This window comes from Mesorhizobium sp. M0960 (assembly GCF_040319055.1).
Lineage (GTDB): Bacteria > Pseudomonadota > Alphaproteobacteria > Rhizobiales > Rhizobiaceae > Mesorhizobium.
Genome location: NZ_JAMYNN010000007.1, coordinates 103,620 through 118,626, shown reverse-complemented (window position 1 = coordinate 118,626; position 15,007 = coordinate 103,620). Strand labels below are relative to the sequence as shown.

At 62.0% G+C, this 15,007-nt stretch carries 18 protein-coding genes and 1 pseudogene; 12 read left to right on the top strand and 7 right to left on the bottom strand.

Going from position 1 to position 15,007, the window contains the following annotated elements; genetic code table 11:
- The first annotated feature begins 58 nt into the window (after positions 1-58).
- The 9 genes from mobA to NKH63_RS15520 all read left to right on the top strand — a co-directional run bounded on the left by mobA (position 59) and on the right by NKH63_RS15520 (position 6,668).
- Positions 59-688 (top strand): molybdenum cofactor guanylyltransferase MobA, encoded by a 630-nt coding sequence (gene mobA, locus NKH63_RS15560; protein ID WP_352482600.1) that lies wholly within the window; start codon positions 59-61, stop codon positions 686-688.
- Positions 685-1,194, top strand: a complete 510-nt coding sequence (gene mobB, locus NKH63_RS15555; RefSeq protein ID WP_023717636.1) for a molybdopterin-guanine dinucleotide biosynthesis protein B — start codon at positions 685-687, stop codon at positions 1,192-1,194. The genes mobA and mobB overlap by 4 nt, the downstream gene beginning before the upstream one ends.
- Before the next feature lie 212 nt (positions 1,195-1,406).
- On the top strand, positions 1,407-2,189 hold the full coding sequence (locus tag NKH63_RS15550; RefSeq protein WP_023717637.1) for an ABC transporter substrate-binding protein: 783 nt from the start codon (positions 1,407-1,409) through the stop codon (positions 2,187-2,189).
- Positions 2,190-2,307: 118 nt separating this feature from the next.
- Complete coding sequence (locus NKH63_RS15545; RefSeq protein ID WP_023675013.1) at positions 2,308-3,021, top strand: ABC transporter permease; 714 nt, start codon at positions 2,308-2,310, stop codon at positions 3,019-3,021.
- Positions 3,018-3,845 carry an ABC transporter permease gene (locus tag NKH63_RS15540; RefSeq protein ID WP_023717639.1) on the top strand — a complete coding sequence of 276 codons (828 nt, stop codon included), beginning with the start codon at positions 3,018-3,020 and terminating at the stop codon, positions 3,843-3,845. The genes NKH63_RS15545 and NKH63_RS15540 overlap by 4 nt, the downstream gene beginning before the upstream one ends.
- A gap of 64 nt (positions 3,846-3,909) precedes the next feature.
- Positions 3,910-4,779, top strand: coding sequence for an NAD(P)-dependent oxidoreductase (locus tag NKH63_RS15535; RefSeq protein WP_023717640.1), 870 nt, complete (start codon positions 3,910-3,912; stop codon positions 4,777-4,779).
- Between the two features lie 9 nt (positions 4,780-4,788).
- Positions 4,789-5,493 (top strand): DNA alkylation repair protein, encoded by a 705-nt coding sequence (locus NKH63_RS15530; RefSeq protein WP_023717641.1) that lies wholly within the window; start codon positions 4,789-4,791, stop codon positions 5,491-5,493.
- Entirely contained in the window at positions 5,453-6,034 is a 582-nt protein-coding gene (locus NKH63_RS15525) for a GNAT family N-acetyltransferase (protein ID WP_352918084.1), read from the top strand. The genes NKH63_RS15530 and NKH63_RS15525 overlap by 41 nt, the downstream gene beginning before the upstream one ends.
- Before the next feature lie 61 nt (positions 6,035-6,095).
- Positions 6,096-6,668 carry a DUF3299 domain-containing protein gene (locus tag NKH63_RS15520; protein WP_023717643.1) on the top strand — a complete coding sequence of 191 codons (573 nt, stop codon included), beginning with the start codon at positions 6,096-6,098 and terminating at the stop codon, positions 6,666-6,668.
- Positions 6,669-6,679: 11 nt separating this feature from the next.
- On the opposite strand, the gene NKH63_RS15515 is transcribed toward NKH63_RS15520, so the two are convergent.
- The 4 genes and pseudogenes from NKH63_RS15515 to NKH63_RS15500 form a co-directional block, all read right to left on the bottom strand.
- Positions 6,680-7,171, bottom strand: a complete 492-nt coding sequence (locus tag NKH63_RS15515) for an Lrp/AsnC family transcriptional regulator (protein WP_006333679.1) — start codon at positions 7,169-7,171, stop codon at positions 6,680-6,682.
- Positions 7,172-7,374: 203 nt separating this feature from the next.
- Positions 7,375-8,066 (bottom strand): annotated as a pseudogene (locus NKH63_RS15510) (uracil-DNA glycosylase family protein).
- Positions 8,006-8,617, bottom strand: a complete 612-nt coding sequence (locus NKH63_RS15505) for a glutathione S-transferase (RefSeq protein ID WP_352482602.1) — start codon at positions 8,615-8,617, stop codon at positions 8,006-8,008. The pseudogene NKH63_RS15510 and the gene NKH63_RS15505 overlap by 61 nt, the downstream one beginning before the upstream one ends.
- 40 nt (positions 8,618-8,657) lie before the next feature.
- Entirely contained in the window at positions 8,658-9,281 is a 624-nt protein-coding gene (locus NKH63_RS15500; RefSeq protein WP_352482603.1) for a thermonuclease family protein, read from the bottom strand.
- Between the two features lie 75 nt (positions 9,282-9,356).
- Between NKH63_RS15500 and NKH63_RS15495 the strand changes: the two genes are divergently transcribed.
- A complete protein-coding gene (locus tag NKH63_RS15495; RefSeq protein ID WP_023717647.1) occupies positions 9,357-10,871 on the top strand; it encodes a sensor histidine kinase in 1,515 nt (504 codons plus the stop codon).
- Between the two features lie 4 nt (positions 10,872-10,875).
- On the opposite strand, the gene NKH63_RS15490 is transcribed toward NKH63_RS15495, so the two are convergent.
- Positions 10,876-11,874 (bottom strand): nicotinate-nucleotide--dimethylbenzimidazole phosphoribosyltransferase, encoded by a 999-nt coding sequence (locus NKH63_RS15490; protein WP_352482679.1) that lies wholly within the window; start codon positions 11,872-11,874, stop codon positions 10,876-10,878.
- A gap of 174 nt (positions 11,875-12,048) precedes the next feature.
- Between NKH63_RS15490 and NKH63_RS15485 the strand changes: the two genes are divergently transcribed.
- Together NKH63_RS15485 and NKH63_RS15480 are read left to right on the top strand one after the other, a co-directional pair.
- Positions 12,049-12,282, top strand: coding sequence for a DUF1289 domain-containing protein (locus NKH63_RS15485; RefSeq protein ID WP_031193575.1), 234 nt, complete (start codon positions 12,049-12,051; stop codon positions 12,280-12,282).
- Positions 12,283-12,295: 13 nt separating this feature from the next.
- On the top strand, positions 12,296-13,000 hold the full coding sequence (locus tag NKH63_RS15480; protein WP_352482604.1) for a TIGR02281 family clan AA aspartic protease: 705 nt from the start codon (positions 12,296-12,298) through the stop codon (positions 12,998-13,000).
- 9 nt (positions 13,001-13,009) lie between these two features.
- Here the strand turns inward: NKH63_RS15480 and dusA are convergent, their stop codons facing one another.
- Positions 13,010-13,996, bottom strand: coding sequence for a tRNA dihydrouridine(20/20a) synthase DusA (dusA, locus tag NKH63_RS15475; RefSeq protein WP_352482605.1), 987 nt, complete (start codon positions 13,994-13,996; stop codon positions 13,010-13,012).
- A 378-nt stretch (positions 13,997-14,374) separates the two neighbouring features.
- Positions 14,375-14,965 (bottom strand): FMN reductase, encoded by a 591-nt coding sequence (gene msuE, locus NKH63_RS15470; RefSeq protein ID WP_031193577.1) that lies wholly within the window; start codon positions 14,963-14,965, stop codon positions 14,375-14,377.
- Between the last annotated feature and the right edge of the window lie 42 nt (positions 14,966-15,007).

Below are 15,007 nucleotides of genomic sequence, written 5' to 3'. Positions count from 1 at the left end.
CGTTGACGACCGTCTGATTTGAAAACTTGATTTTGGTCATAGGGTCTAGCAGCAAACGATGGGCCGAGATATCGCAGGGATCATTCTGGCCGGCGGCCGGTCGAGCCGGATGGGCGGCGGCGACAAGACGCTGCTTGCGCTTGGCGATGGGACCCTGCTCGACCGTGTCGTTTCGCGCCTTGGCCCGCAGGTCGGCCCGCTGGCGCTCAACGCCAATGGCGATCCGGCACGGTTTGCCGCGACGGGGCTTCCCGTGCTTGCCGACACCGTCAAGGGTTATGCCGGGCCGCTTGCCGGGATCCTGACCGGCCTCGAATGGGCTTCCGACACCACTTGCCAGGCGCTGGTCACGGCTGCAGGCGATACGCCTTTCCTGCCCAAGGATATGGTCGAGCGGCTGCTCGCGGCAGCCTATGCACGCCCGGGCTCGATCGCCGTTGCCTGTTCCGGCGGCAAACGGCATCCGACGTTTGCGCTCTGGCCGCTGGGGCTCGACCAGGCCTTGCGCCAATTTCTCGTCGAGGAAGACAACCGGCGCGTTTCGGCGTTCATCGACCGGCACGGTTTTGTCGAAGTGGATTTTCCCATCCTGAAATCCAGAGGGGCCGAGATCGATCCCTTCTTCAACATCAACACTCCCGACGACCTTGCCCGGGCCGCGCATCTGTTGCAGAGCATCGAGCCATGAACAGACGTATCTTCGGCATCACTGGCTGGAAGAACTCCGGCAAGACGACATTGACCGAAAAGCTGGTAGCCGAACTCGTCCGGCGCAGCTGGAAAGTGTCGACTGTAAAACACGCCCATCATGATTTCGACATCGACAAACCTGGAGCGGATAGCTTTCGCCACCGCCAGGCGGGAGCGATGGAGGTGGCGATCGTGTCGGGCAGGCGCTGGGCGCTGATGCACGAATTGCGTGGCGAGGACGAGCCGACGCTGGAGGCGATCCTGTCACGGCTGGCACCCTCCGACATCGTGCTGGTCGAGGGCTACAAGCGCGAGGCGCACAAGAAAATCGAGACGCGACGGCTCGAGGCCAAGGACCGGACACCGCTCTCGGCAGGCGATCCACACATTATCGCCGTCGCCTCCGACTTTCCCATTGTCGGCGAAGACTTGCCGGTCTTCGATCTCGACGACACGAATTCGATAGCCGACTTCATCGAACGCGCCACCGGCCTGACGCGCTGAGATTGCGGCCGCGGGGAGCTTCCCGCCACTTTCTCTCCATTTAGGCGTTTGACCCAGCGTCACCGTTTTCTGAACATGACCTTCCCTCAAGCGGCGGTTTTGCAGTTGCTTTTTCTTGGGAAAGAATGGGAGTATCGCGCCAGCGGGCGGTCAAAAGCACCGCCCACAGAGCCGTTCGGGAACGACGGCCGGGACCAACAGAGAGGACCATTATGCGTATTGCACTGCGTATCGCGCTCGCCGCATCGGCTGCGCTGCTGACGCTTGGCGTTGCCCAGGCCCAGGAAAAAACCTTGAGGATCGGCACCGAAGGAGCGTATCCGCCATTCAACAACCTCACCGCCGACGGCCAGCTCGTGGGCTTCGATATCGATATCGCCAAGGCACTGTGCGACGAGATGAAGGTGAAGTGCACTTTTGTCGCGCAGGACTGGGACGGCATCATTCCAGCCCTTCAGGCAGGCAAGTTCGACGCCATTGTCGCGTCTATGTCGATCACCCCGGAACGCGCCGAGAAGGTCGACTTCACCCACAAATATTACAATACGCCGCCGGCAATCGCCGCGCCTAAGGACACTGATATCAAGGGTGTCACCAAGGAAGATTTGGCCGGCAAGACGATCGGCGTGCAGGCATCCACCACGCATTTCAACTATTCGACCAAGACTTACACCGACAGCACCGTCAAGCCGTATCCGACCGCGCAGGAATACCAGCTCGATCTGGCCAATGGCCGGCTCGATGCCGCCAATGACGACATCGTCGTGCTGCAGCAATGGCTGGATTCGCCGGACGGCGCCTGCTGCAAGCTGGTCGGCACAATCAAGCCCGTCATCGAAATCCACGGTCCGGGCGCCGGCATTGCCGTGCGCAAAGGCGAGACCGACCTGGTCAACCAGTTCAATGCGGCGATCGACGCGATCCGCGCAAACGGAAAGTACAAGGAAATCAACGACAAATACTTCAAATATGACGTTTACGGCGGCGAGTCCTGATCGACCGACATAGGACAACGTGAACGGCGGGAGATTCCCGCCGTTCTTATAAGGATGCCGCGCACGAGGGGTGATGCGGTACGGGTCTCAACGAGCCTTAAGGAGAACAGGCAGGCGGATGCAGAGCGCACTGACGCTTCTCAGTTGGGGACCCGAAGGCTGGCTCGACGACATCGCCGCGGGTGTGTTTGTCACAGTATGTCTTGCGCTGGCCACGCTGCCCTTCGGGCTGACGCTCGGCTTTTTCGTGGCGCTGGCCAAACAGTCGGAAGAGCCGTCGCTGAGACTGGCCGGGAACATCTACACCACGATCTTTCGCGGAATACCCGAGCTGCTCACGCTGTTTCTGATCTTCTTCGGCATCCCATTAATCCTGCAATACATTGTCCGGCTGGTGAGCCCCGGGACATCGGCCGACGTCAACAGCTTCGTCGCCGGGATGATCGCGCTGTGCTTCATCTTCTCCTCTTATTCCAGCGAGGTGTTTTTATCCGCCTTCCGCGCGATTCCAAAAGGGCAATATGAGGGAGGCTATTCGGTTGGCCTGTCCAGCGGCCAGACGATGCGGCTGATCGTACTGCCGCAGTTAATCCGCATCGCATTGCCCGGACTTGCCAATCTTTGGCTGATCCTGCTCAAGGACACCGCGCTCGTCTCGGCCGTCGGCCTCAACGAGATCCTCCGGCAGAGCGGGGTTGCCGCTCGCGTCACCAAGCACGCCTTCCTGTTTTACGGTTTTGCCGGCCTGATCTATCTCCTGCTAGCGATCGTCTCCTCCTTCGGCATCAATGCGATCGAACGAGCGGTTGGCGGCAGCGAGGTCAAGAGATGAGCCTGGCCACCGACACGCTGAAGGTTGACCGGCCGCCGCCGCCCGCACGCGGCTGGTCGCGCCAACGCATCCTCGGCCATGTCCTGGTCGGCCTGTGGATCGCTCTCGGCATTGGCGTGGTCGTCTACCTGGTCACTGCGTGGAACCCGGAGTTCTTCCAGAAATATGCACCCGGCTACATATCCGGCCTTGGCATCACCCTGCTGCTGGTTGCCATCTCGATTGTGCTTGGTGCGATCCTGTCGGTGCCGATCGCCTATGCACGTATGTCGAACAATCCGATCCTTTCGGGGTTCGCCTATGCCTATGTCTATTTCTTTCGCGGCACGCCGCTGTTGGCGCAGACCTTCCTGGTCTACTACGGGGTCGGCTCCTTCCGACCGGAGCTCGAGATGGTCGGCCTGTGGGGCTTCTTCCGCGAAGCGTTCAACTGCGCGATCTTCGCCTTTTCGCTGAATACGGCCGCCTACCAGGCCGAGATTTTGCGTGGCGCGATCGAGAGCGTGCCAAGGGGCCAATGGGAAGGTGCCGCCTCGCTCGGCCTGCACAAACTGCAGACGATGTGGAAAATCATCCTGCCGCAGGCGCTGATTGTGGCGCTGCGCCCTTATGGCAACGAGATCATCCTGATGATCAAGGGCTCGGCAATCGTCGCCATCATCACGGTCTACGATTTGATGGGCATCACCCGGCTCACTTATGCGCGCACCTTCGACTTTCAGTCGTATATCTGGGCGGCGATCATCTATCTGGTCATCGTCGAAACATTGCGCCACGGCGTCGAGTGGATCGAACGGCGTATCACCATCCATCTGCACCGCTGACTCCCATCCCCTTGCCTGATCCGATAAGAAGGCCGCAAAGCAGGTTTCTAAGGGATTCGAAAACATGGCTTCGGTGGCATTTCTCGGTCTTGGCGTCATGGGTTATCCGATGGCCGGGCATCTCAAGAACAAGGGCGGTCACGACGTCACTGTCTACAACCGCACCAGGGCCAAGGCCGAGCAGTGGGTTGCCCAGCATGGCGGCAGCTTCGCCGTGACGCCGGCAGAGGCGGCCGAGGGCAAGGACTTCGTTTTTTCCTGCGTCGGCAATGACGACGATCTGCGCTCGGTGACGACCGGCGCCGGAGGCGCCTTCAATTCAGTGAAGAAGGGCGCCATCTTCGTCGACAACACCACGGCATCGGCCGAGGTCGCGCGCGAACTGGCGCAGCAGGCGCAAGCGCTCGGGTTTTCGTCCCTCGACGCTCCGGTCTCCGGCGGTCAGGCAGGCGCTGAGAACGGCGTGCTGACCGTGATGGTCGGCGGCGAGCCAGACGCCTTCGACAGGGCCAAGCCGGTCATAGATGCTTATGCCCGCATGGTCGGGTTGATGGGACCGGCAGGGGCTGGCCAGCTCACCAAGATGATCAACCAGATCTGCATCGCCGGCCTCGTTCAGGGACTGGCCGAAGGTATCCATTTCGGCAAGCAGGCCGGGCTCGACATCGAAAAGGTGATCGAGGTGATTTCCAAGGGCGCGGCCGGTTCCTGGCAGATGGAGAACCGCCACAAGACGATGAATGCCGGCAAATATGATTTCGGCTTCGCCGTCGACTGGATGCGCAAGGATCTTGGCATCTGCCTCGCCGAGGCCGACCGCAACGGCGCCAAACTGCCGGTGACGGCACTTGTCGACCAGTTTTACAAGGACGTGCAGGCGATGGGCGGCAAGCGCTGGGACACGTCCTCGCTGCTGGCGCGGCTGGAGAAATAGGATTTCACCGTGGCCGAGCTTTCGCCTCAATCCAGCGCCGACGAAATCGTCGCTCATCTGCGCTCGATCGCCTCGGAGGAAAATCGCCTTGGCATGCTGCGCTACGGCATCAAGATCGAACGTGCGCTCGGTATCTCGCATGGCGTGCAGCGGCAGATTGCCAAGAAGATCAAGCGCAACCATGACCGTGCCTTCGAGCTTTGGCAGACAGGCATCATGGAGGCGCAGTTCATCGCCTCCGTGACCGCCGATCCAGAGCGGTTCTCCGCCGCGGATGCAAGACGATGGGCGGCGACTTTCGACTCGTGGGATATCGTCGACGGGGTCTCCGATCTCTTTGTCGATACGGATTGCTGGAGGGAACTGATCGCCGAATTCGCGGTCGACGAACGGGAATTCGTTCGGCGCACGGCGTTTGCGATGATGGCTTGGTCGGTGGTCCACCGGAAGAAGGAACCCGAGGCGACCTTCCTCGAATTCCTGTCGATCATCGAAGCGCATGCGACCGACGGCCGCAATTTTGTGAAGAAGGCGGTGAACTGGGCGCTTCGTTCGATCGGCAAACGATCGATGAATTTGCACGGCCCTGCCCTTGCCCTGGCGCAAAAACTAGCGGCCTCGACAGACAGGACTGCGCGCTGGATCGGCAAGGACGCCGTGAAGGAACTTTCCGATGCCAAGACGCTCGAACGGCTCGCCGCCAGAAAAGCTTGACCTGAGCAAAGTGCGCTTCACGGAGGTGACGCAATCGACGCGCGCTGATTTCGAAAACCTGTTCGAGCAACCCGGCGGGCCGAAATATTGCTGGTGCATGGCCTGGCGCAACCTCGACCGCCGCGAGCATGTCGAGAACGACAAGAAGAAACGCGCGATGATGGCGCTGATCGAGGCTGGCACGCCGGTCGGCATTGTCGCCCAGATCGATGGCCGGACCGTCGGCTGGTGCTCGGTCGCGCCGCGCGAGACCTACCGCAGGCTGTCGCGGCAGCAGGACGATAGCGAGATGGGCATCTGGTCGATCGTCTGCTTCTATGTACCGAGAGCGCTGCGCGGTGGCGGGCTGGCAAGCGCATTGCTCGACGCGGCCATCGATCACGCCGTTGCCAAAGGCGCCAGGATGATCGAAGCCTATCCGGTCGACGATGCTTCGCCGAGCTACAGCTTCATGGGGTTTCGCGGCATGTTCGTCGCCCGTGGCTTTCGCGAGATTGGCATAGCCGGCTCGCGCCGGCATGTGATGCGGCTTGAGCGTTGACCAGTGGACAGCGGCAGCTTTACTTGATGTCCGCAGATCAAGGCTCAACAGCGGAGCAGCGATGAGCAACCGTTTTAAATCAGGCGCGGTCTTGGCGACTGCCTTGTTGGCGTCCGCCATCGCGGCAAGCGCTTCCGCTGGGACCATGCACATTTTCTGGAAGGATCTGCGCCCAGCGACCCAGGCAGCCGCCGAAAGCGTCGGACTGCCAATGATCGCGGCCAAAATGCCGGATCATGGCGAAACGCTCTCTCACGATTTGCAGGACCAGACCGTGCAGCTCGCGGGCTACGCACTGCCGGTCGATCGCGACGGTGATCTCGTCTATCAATTCCTGCTGGTGCCCTGGACAGGGGCCTGCAGCCATATGCCGACGCCGCCGCCCAACCAGATCGTCCTCGTTACGCCTGCGCAACCCTACCGGATGTCCGAGGCCTACCAGCCGGTTTCGATAACTGGCGCACTAGAGCCAGGCATGGAGAAGAGCCAGCTTTTCATCCTTGACGGCGTCAGTGTCATCCAGTCGGGCTACACTGTGCGCAAGGCCGAGGTGGTCAACGTCGACACCGTGCCGGACACGATCACGCTGCCGGTCAACTCGCCCTGGACTTTCCTCAACAAAAAGAAGAACTAAGCAGAAGAATGTCAAGCGGCGTTGGCGCCGGACTCCTTGTCGAGCACCATGTAATCCAGCGGCATCTCGGTGGTGTATTTGATCTGCTCCATGGCGAAGGAAGACGACACGTCGCGGATCTCGATCTTGGCGATCAGCCGCTTGTAGAAGGCGTCGTAGGCGGCGATGTCGGGCACCACGACGCGCAAGAGATAGTCGACATCGCCGCTCATGCGGTAGAATTCGACCACTTCGGGAAATTCCTGGATGACCTCCGAAAAGCGCCGCAGCCATTCATGGCTGTGCGAATTGGTGCGGATCGACACAAACACCGTGACCCGCACATTGACCTTTTCATGGTCGAGGATGGCGACGCGCCGCTTGATGACGCCCTCTTCCTCGAGCTTCTGGATGCGCCGCCAGCACGGCGTCGTCGACAGGCCGACCTTCTTGGCGACGTCGGCGACCGCAAGCGTCGCATCCTCCTGCAGGAGGCGGAGGATTTTTCTATCGAGGCGGTCCATTGGGTGCTCCCCCTGATGCAAGTCGTCCAAAGTGCGCAGCGGCTTTGGCACAACGATATGCATAAAAACAAGAATTTAAAGCGCGTCCCCTCATGCGCTGCGCGCTTCGCGGAATAGATTACCATATTCCCTCTTGTCATGGCCTTTTACAAGAAAGAAATTCTGTCGGATAGCGCGAAAGCGAGTGATTTCTTGCTGAATGCCTAGCCGATGCGATAGCGGATTTCCGATCTTAGAAATGGCAGCAAATCCATTTCAAACCATGGATTGCGCTTCAGCCAGCCGGTGTTGCGCCAGGACGGGTGCGGCAGCGGCAGGACTTTCGGGTCAGTCGGTGCCGCCCAGATGGCGCGCCAGTCCAAGACTGTTTCTGTCAGCGAGGGACGGCGCGCCGCGCCCATATGCCAGCTTTGCGCGTAGATGCCGATCGTCAGCACCAGATCGACTTGCGGCATCAGCGCCATCAGCGATACGCGCCAGGCCGGCGCACATTCGCGGCGCGGCGGCAGGTCGGCGCCCTTGGCGTCCTGACCCGGAAAGCAAAAGCCCATCGGCACAATGGCAAACTTGTCCGTGTCATAGAATTCCTCGCTGCCGACGCCGAGCCAGCTTCGCAGCCGGTCGCCGGAGGCGTCGGTGAACGGCATGCCTGACACGTGGACCTTGGTACCCGGCGCCTGGCTGGCGATCAGGATGCGGGCGCTCGAAGATGGCCTGAGCACCGGACGCGGCTGGTGCGGCAATGGCCTGCCGGCCGGCTTATCGACGCAGATGCGGCAGGCGCGTACCCTCGCTGCCAAGGCTTCCAACTCTTCGCTCATTCGGAACTCATTGTCAGGCGGCGGCACTCGGCCGGCTTGAGATTGCCCGATACCAGCGCAGCACGTTGGTGCACTCTTCGGGTACCTTGATGCGAGCCGGCTTCATGAAGTCGATGGCGACCAGCCCGGTGATGTCGGCGATCGAATGGGTATCGCCGGCGACGAATTCCCTGCCGGCGAGCTCAGTGTCCAGAAATCTCAGGAATTCGATCGCCTTCGGCTTGTTGGCCTCGCCCCATTCGGGGATTTGCGGGATCTCCCATTCCCTCATTGCGGGATGGATATGCCGGAACGCCGCGGAGACGCAGCCGAACAGATTGAACTCCACGCGCCTTTGCCACATCTCGACGATTGCCTTGCCCAGCGCACCACGCCCGAACAAAGCCGGCTCGGGGTGCAGTTCCTCGAAGTAACGGCAGATTGCGACGGACTCGGTGATGATGGTGCCATCGTCGAGTTCGAGCACCGGCAGACGCTTCAGCGGATTGCGCGAGCTGACCGGCTGCTCTTTGTGCTCCAGCGCACCCATGTCGACCGGCACCAGCGGAACTTCAACTCCCTTTTCAGCCAGGAAAATCCGAACCCGACGTGGATTGGGCGCGCGCCCGCCGTCGAACAGCTTCATCTCTATCCTCCTCGTCCGTACGACGAATTATAGGCGCAGCTCACCAGAAGCGAAAAATCTCCCGCAGGGCGTCGCCGATCGACGCCAAGGTCCCGTGTTTTCTTTCGACCAGCTCGTGCCCGTGGCTCTCGCGCCAGTTCTTCGGCTCGTCGAAAGTTCCGGCCCAGATGCCGGCCTTGCCTGCGCGCGCAGCGGCTTCCTCGGTCTCGAAATCGCCAAAGGCGACCGCCCAGCCGGCCTCGACCTGAGCGCGGTTGAGATCCTTGCCGCCAGCCTTGCAATCGCCGAGCAGCCTGCCGTAACGGTCGCGCTGCCAGCCGCTGCAGGAAACCGCTTTGCCGGCAATCAACCGCACCAGGGACTGCCGCGCGAGCTTGCCGCAGGGATAGTCGGCACCGTCCTTGCGGCAGATCTGCGAATATTCCGGCGCGTCGATGCCGCGCATGCGGACACGCTCGCTGCCGAGGGTGATGCTATCGCCGTCATTGACGAGCGCGGCGCCCTCCGCCTTGCGCGTCTCCACCCGGTCGAGGCGCGCCGCCAGGAGGATCAGCAGGCCAAGCACGATGAGCGTCAGCCCATAGTCCATCAGCCTGCGCCACCGGCTTCGCGGGCGCGGCGCATAGTATCGCTGGCGCGGCCATCGCGACCACGAACGGCTCATATGGCAAACCGTTGGTTAATCATTCGAACGTAGCTTAACGATTTGAAATTGCTGCCCGCGTAAATTGAAGACTTCATGCCCCTGCAACGCTCGACCACGGCGGACAAGTTTATTGTGGACCGCAGGAAACGCCATCGCAACAGCGATGTCGCGCGCGCGGTCCGCAAGACGCGCGACCGTCTTTCGCAGCAAGCCGGAAATCCCGACTTCGACCGCGAGCTGTTGAAGCTCCACGCGCTGTCGATGACCGGCGGCGTGATCGTCGTCCCGCTGCTCGTTCTGGCAACTGCCGCCGCAGGCTTGCTCGCGGGCGTCGGCAAGGAGATCGGCGTCTGGGCGCTGTTCACATTCATCTGCTACACCATCGTTGCATTCATGGCGAGACGCGTCACTCAGGCGTCCGAGCTCAACCCGCTGGAAACGCATAGGGATTTCCTGATCGGCCATTTTCTTTGCGGGCTTGGCTGGGCCTGGTTCGCATGGCTCGGCTGCGAAACTTGCCAAATCGATCAGTTCCAGGTCGCCAAGGCGGTGGTGCTGCTGCTCGCCATGTCGGCAACCGCGATCCTGGCATCGTCCCTGCGCGGTGCGCTGTTGGCGACCTTCGCCCTCCCGGTCGCCATCTATGCCTATGCCAGTGCGAAACTATGGCTGCCCGTCGAGGTGATCATGGCAGGTTTGCTGATCGCTTCGCTGCCTTTCTTCGCCTATGTGGCGCGCCAGCTCAACCGTTCCTCGCTGATGCTGCTGTCGTTCCGCTCCGAAAAGGACGCGCTGATCGCCGAACTGGAGACGGCGAAATCGATGTCGGACGAGGCACGGCGGCGGGCGGAAGACGCAAATCTGGCGAAATCACGTTTCCTGGCCTCGATGAGTCACGAACTGCGCACGCCGCTCAACGCCATTCTCGGCTTTTCCGAAGTGATGGCCAACGAGGTGCTCGGCCCGATGAGCAACCCGACCTATCGCGACTATGCCCGCGACGTGCATGACTCCGGACAGCATCTGCTCGACCTGATCAACGAAATCCTCGACTTGTCGCGCATCGAAGCGGGTCGCTACCAGCTCAATGAGGAGCCGATGATGCTGCTCTCCGTCGTCGAGGATTGCTGCCACATGATGGAGCTGAAGGCGCGCAACAAGGACATCCGCATCGTCCAGGATTTCGAAAACGCCTTGCCGCGCCTGTTCGCCGACGAACGCGCGGTGCGGCAGATTGCGCTCAACCTCTTGTCCAATGCCATCAAGTTCACCGCCACCGGCGGCGAAATCCGCGTGCGCGTCGGCTGGACGGCGGGCGGCGGGCAATATCTCTCCGTCAAGGACAATGGGCCGGGCATACCGGAAGACGAGATCCCGATCGTACTCTCGGCCTTCGGCCAGGGCTCGATCGCCATCAAGAGCGCCGAACAGGGCACCGGGCTTGGCCTGCCGATCGTGCAGGGCCTGCTGGCCATGCATGGCGGCGAATTCCAGCTCCATTCCAGGCTACGCGAAGGCACCGAGGCGATCGCCATCTTCCCGCTGAGCCGGGTGATGGAGGAACTGCCGGCGCTGCCGACCAAGGCGGTTGCTTCGCGCCGGCGCTGAATGCTTAACCGCGGACCGCGGCTGCCATGCCGGAGCTGGTCAGCGCGGCCGCCTTGACCAGTCCAGCGGCAAGAGCCGCCCCTACCCCCTCGCCCTGGCTGACGCCCAGATCGAGCAGCGCGCGAAGGCCGAGGCGCTCGGCGGCCTTGGCATGGCCCGGCTCCGGCGATAGGCTTGCGAGGAGACAATGATCGAGCGCGGCGGGGTTGGCGGCATATAGGGCGGCAGCGGCCGCGGTCACCGCAAACCCATCGAGCAGCACCGGGATCTTCTGCATCCGCGCCGCCAGAATGGCGCCGCAGATCGCTGCGAATTCCCGTCCACCGACCCGGCGAAGCGCTTCCAGCGGATCCTTGAGGCTCGCGCCGTGAAACGCCATCGCGGCATCGACCACCTCCGCCTTGCGCCTCTGCATCGCTGCGTTGGCCCCCGATCCAGGGCCGACCCAGTCGGCGCCGGTGCCGCCGAACAGCGCCGCGCAAAGAGCCGCGGCGACAGTCGAATTGCCGACGCCGAGGTCGCCAAGGCAAAGCAGGTCGGTGCCGCCGGCAATCGCTTCCATGCCGAAGGCCATGGTGGCGGCGCAACCGCGCTCGTCCAGTGCCGCGTCCTCGGTGATGTCGGCTGTTGGAATGTGCAGAGCCAGATCGAACACCTTCAAGCCGAGATCGTTGGCGATGCAGATCTGGTTGATCGCTGCACCGCCGGCGGCGCAGAGCTCGACCGCATTTGCCGTGGCGGCGGCGGGGCGCGGCGAAATGCCGTGGCGGGTGACGCCATGATTGCCGGCAAAGAGCGCCACCAATGGCCGCGTCACCGCCGGTGGCGCGCGGCCGCTCCAGCCGGCGAGCCAGGCGGCGACGTCCTCGATGCGGCCGAGCGAGCCTTTGGGCTTGTCTGCCTTGGCAAACAACTGGCGCACGCGGGCGTTGGCCGCCATATCTGCCGGCGGCAGGCTCACCAGAAGGTCGCGAAAATCGTCGAAAGGCAGCGCGCTGGTCATGTCGATGGCGATCGTCCCTGTGAATTGGTGAGCGGCATAGCCGCCTTGGCCAGCCGGCACAACCTCGGCGTAACTTGGCGGTATTGACGCGAAAGCACTTGTTGGCGGCGCACCCCGGAGGGCTTGCATTGACTTTGTCGTTGCACCATGTGGAGGCTAGCCAAGGAAATCCTCATGACGGCCATTGAATCCCCGTGCATCCTGGTCTGCTCGATCGACATGAAAACCGGTTTCTGTTTCGGTTGCGGGCGCACGCGCGAGGAAATCGCCGCCTGGATCGACATGACCCCGCAAACCCGCCGCAGCGTCATGGCCGAGCTGCCGGCAAGGCTGGAAACGGTCGAGCGACGCCCCCGCCGGGAAACCCGTCGCAGCCGCATGGCACGCGAACGCGACGCCCTCTCGTGAACCGGCCGCAGAGATGAACCGACTGTTGTGGATTCTGATCGTCGCGATCGGGGCGGGTGTGCTCCTGCTCATGCTCAACGATTCCGCCGGCAGCACGTTCGGCATTGAGAATTACGATTTCAGCCAGCTGATCTGGCTTGGCGCTTTAGCGGCGCTCGTGGGCGCCGGCCTGCTCAGATCGGGCAGGCCGTTAGGCACCATGGCCCGCAGCCTCGGCGCCTGGGGTGCCATCGTGCTGGCGCTGATCGCCGGCTATCAGTACCGCTATGAGTTGCAGGATTTCGCCAGCCGCGTCACCGCCGGCTTTGTTCCCGGCAGTCCGCTGGCACTGGGCGTGGACGAAGGCCATGCCACCGTCACCCTGGACAAGGCCGGCAACGGCCATTTCGAAGCGCGTGTCACGATCAACGGGACGCCGATCCTGACGGTTGTCGATACCGGCGCGACCAGCACCGTGCTGACCGCCGAGGACGCACTGGCGGTCGGGTTCAATTCGGCGGCTCTCCGCTTCACCATACCGATCTCTACCGCCAACGGCATGACACGCGCCGCCGCCGTAAAAACCGATGAGCTGTCGATCGGCGGCATCGTGCGCAAGGACATGCCCATCATGATCGCCGCACCCGGCACGCTCGGCCAGAGCCTGCTCGGCATGAATTTCATCGGCTCGCTATCGGGCTTCGACGTCCGTGGCGATCGCATGATTTTGCGGGATTAACTTCTTTCCTCAGGCCGCCTCTGCGGTCCTGCCGAAATCGACTTCTGCGAAAGCCGCCTTGAGCACCTGCGGTCCGGCACCCGGCTTTGTCGCCTCGGTGGAAAGGATCTGCCGATAGCGGCGTGCACCGGGCAGGCCGTGAAACAGCCCGACCATGTGCCGGGTGACATGCCCGAGGCGTCCACCCTGCTCGATATGGCGTGCCGCGTAATCCGCCATGGCATCGATCAGCGCGGCAAAATCGAACGGCTCAGCCGTGCCGCCGTAAAACGCGGCATCGATGCCGGTCAGTATCCCGGGCGTGTGATAGGCGGCGCGGCCGAGCATAGCGCCATCGACATGGTCGAGATGCCTCAGCGCCTCTGCAAGAGATTGAATGCCGCCATTGATGCCGATGAATTTGTTTTGTTTTCTGGCTTTCAGCCGATATACGCGGCCATAGTCGAGCGGTGGGACGTCGCGATTTTCTTTTGGGCTCAGACCTTCCAGCCAGGCCTTGCGGGCGTGCACCCACAGCGCGTCGGCGCCGGCCGCGAAAACACCGTCGGCCAAGGCATCGAGTGCCGGTTCCGGATCCTGCTCGTCGACGCCGATGCGGCACTTGACGGTAACCGGTATTTTCACCGCCGCCTTCATCGCAGCGACGCAATCCGCGACGAGCACCGGCGTCTTCATCAGGCAGGCGCCGAACGTGCCCGACTGGACGCGGTCGGACGGACAGCCGACATTGAGGTTGATTTCATCATAGCCGAAGGCTTCGCCGATGCGCGCCGCCTCGGCCAGCTTTCCCGGATCGGCGCCGCCGAGCTGCAGCGCCACCGGATGTTCGCTGTCGTCGAAGCCGAGCAGCCGCTCGCGTGCGCCGTGGATGACCGCATCTGCCACCACCATCTCAGTGTAGAGCAGCGCCTCGCGCGTCAATTGGTGATGGAAGAACCGGCAGTGCCGGTCCGTCCAGTCCATCATAGGTGCAACGGCAACTTTGTGTCCTAACATACTAATTTTATTATCTTTTTTATGCGTCAGTCCGTCCAATACCCTGTTGGAACGACTGAGCAATTTGGAAAGAAGCGCGTAGCCAAACGTAACCGAATTTACGACTATGCTGGCGCAAACTGAAGGCCATTTAGCACATCACGCCGCTCACTGCACACGTGGTGCACACGAAATCTTCCGTCATCCCACCGGCCCGACCATCGATCAGATGACCATCAATAGCTTCGCTTGGCTGAACAAGGCCTTGACACGCAACTGGCATGCACACTGCCTCAACCACTTTAGTGACAGCATCGGGCTGTATCGACTTCAAAGGCGTTGCCTGCGGCTTATCGGCGAACTGAATTTGCTCTCCGCTAGTCTGAGCAATGTTATGCGTCAGCCCGAGGCCAGCCTGACCGGTTGGCTGTTCGGCTGCCGCGCGGAAAGCAGGGCCGCGAACTGGTCCACAGCCTGTCCGGCCCGCGCCAGGACTAGCGGATCCACGAGCTTGCCATCGGCAAAGTCGCTGTCGCTGCCGTAGACGGCGCTCGGCACGGTCAGTGCGGAGTAAAAGCCGAACAACGGGCGAAGCTGATGCTCGACCACCAGAGCGTGGCGCTGGCCGCCGCCTGTCGCGCCGATCAGCACCGGCCGGTCGACAAGCGCCAGCGGATCGATGAGGTCGAACAGATGCTTGAAGAGGCCGGCATAGGAGCCGTTGTAGACCGGCGTCGTCACGATCAGCGCGTCGGCCTGTTCGACAGCCTCCACCACATTCAGCGCCTCCGGCGTCAATTCCTTTCGCGTGAACGCAGCACCCAGACCACGGCCGGCATCGACAAGATCGAGGAAATTCACCGTGGCGGATAATCTTTCGCGCAGTGCCTCACCCAGATGATGCGCCAGCGTCCGTGATTTCGATGGCCTATGGGTGTTGCCTGACAAAACGACGATGCTCTGGCGCAGCCGTTCGACATGGAAATTCATGGGCTCTCTCATCTGTCCGAAACGATTGGAGACTCTGGCGGG

Coding starts and splice junctions, on each gene's coding strand:
- mobA (WP_352482600.1), top strand. CDS start 59: ATGGGCCGAGATATCGCAGGGATCATTCTGGCCGGCGGCCGGTCGAGC.
- mobB (WP_023717636.1), top strand. CDS start 685: ATGAACAGACGTATCTTCGGCATCACTGGCTGGAAGAACTCCGGCAAG.
- NKH63_RS15550 (WP_023717637.1), top strand. CDS start 1,407: ATGCGTATTGCACTGCGTATCGCGCTCGCCGCATCGGCTGCGCTGCTG.
- NKH63_RS15545 (WP_023675013.1), top strand. CDS start 2,308: ATGCAGAGCGCACTGACGCTTCTCAGTTGGGGACCCGAAGGCTGGCTC.
- NKH63_RS15540 (WP_023717639.1), top strand. CDS start 3,018: ATGAGCCTGGCCACCGACACGCTGAAGGTTGACCGGCCGCCGCCGCCC.
- NKH63_RS15535 (WP_023717640.1), top strand. CDS start 3,910: ATGGCTTCGGTGGCATTTCTCGGTCTTGGCGTCATGGGTTATCCGATG.
- NKH63_RS15525 (WP_352918084.1), top strand. CDS start 5,453: ATGCCAAGACGCTCGAACGGCTCGCCGCCAGAAAAGCTTGACCTGAGC.
- NKH63_RS15520 (WP_023717643.1), top strand. CDS start 6,096: ATGAGCAACCGTTTTAAATCAGGCGCGGTCTTGGCGACTGCCTTGTTG.
- NKH63_RS15515 (WP_006333679.1), bottom strand. CDS start 7,171: ATGGACCGCCTCGATAGAAAAATCCTCCGCCTCCTGCAGGAGGATGCG.
- NKH63_RS15505 (WP_352482602.1), bottom strand. CDS start 8,617: ATGAAGCTGTTCGACGGCGGGCGCGCGCCCAATCCACGTCGGGTTCGG.
- NKH63_RS15500 (WP_352482603.1), bottom strand. CDS start 9,281: ATGAGCCGTTCGTGGTCGCGATGGCCGCGCCAGCGATACTATGCGCCG.
- NKH63_RS15495 (WP_023717647.1), top strand. CDS start 9,357: ATGCCCCTGCAACGCTCGACCACGGCGGACAAGTTTATTGTGGACCGC.
- NKH63_RS15490 (WP_352482679.1), bottom strand. CDS start 11,874: ATGACCAGCGCGCTGCCTTTCGACGATTTTCGCGACCTTCTGGTGAGC.
- NKH63_RS15485 (WP_031193575.1), top strand. CDS start 12,049: ATGACGGCCATTGAATCCCCGTGCATCCTGGTCTGCTCGATCGACATG.
- NKH63_RS15480 (WP_352482604.1), top strand. CDS start 12,296: ATGAACCGACTGTTGTGGATTCTGATCGTCGCGATCGGGGCGGGTGTG.
- dusA (WP_352482605.1), bottom strand. CDS start 13,996: ATGTTAGGACACAAAGTTGCCGTTGCACCTATGATGGACTGGACGGAC.
- msuE (WP_031193577.1), bottom strand. CDS start 14,965: ATGAATTTCCATGTCGAACGGCTGCGCCAGAGCATCGTCGTTTTGTCA.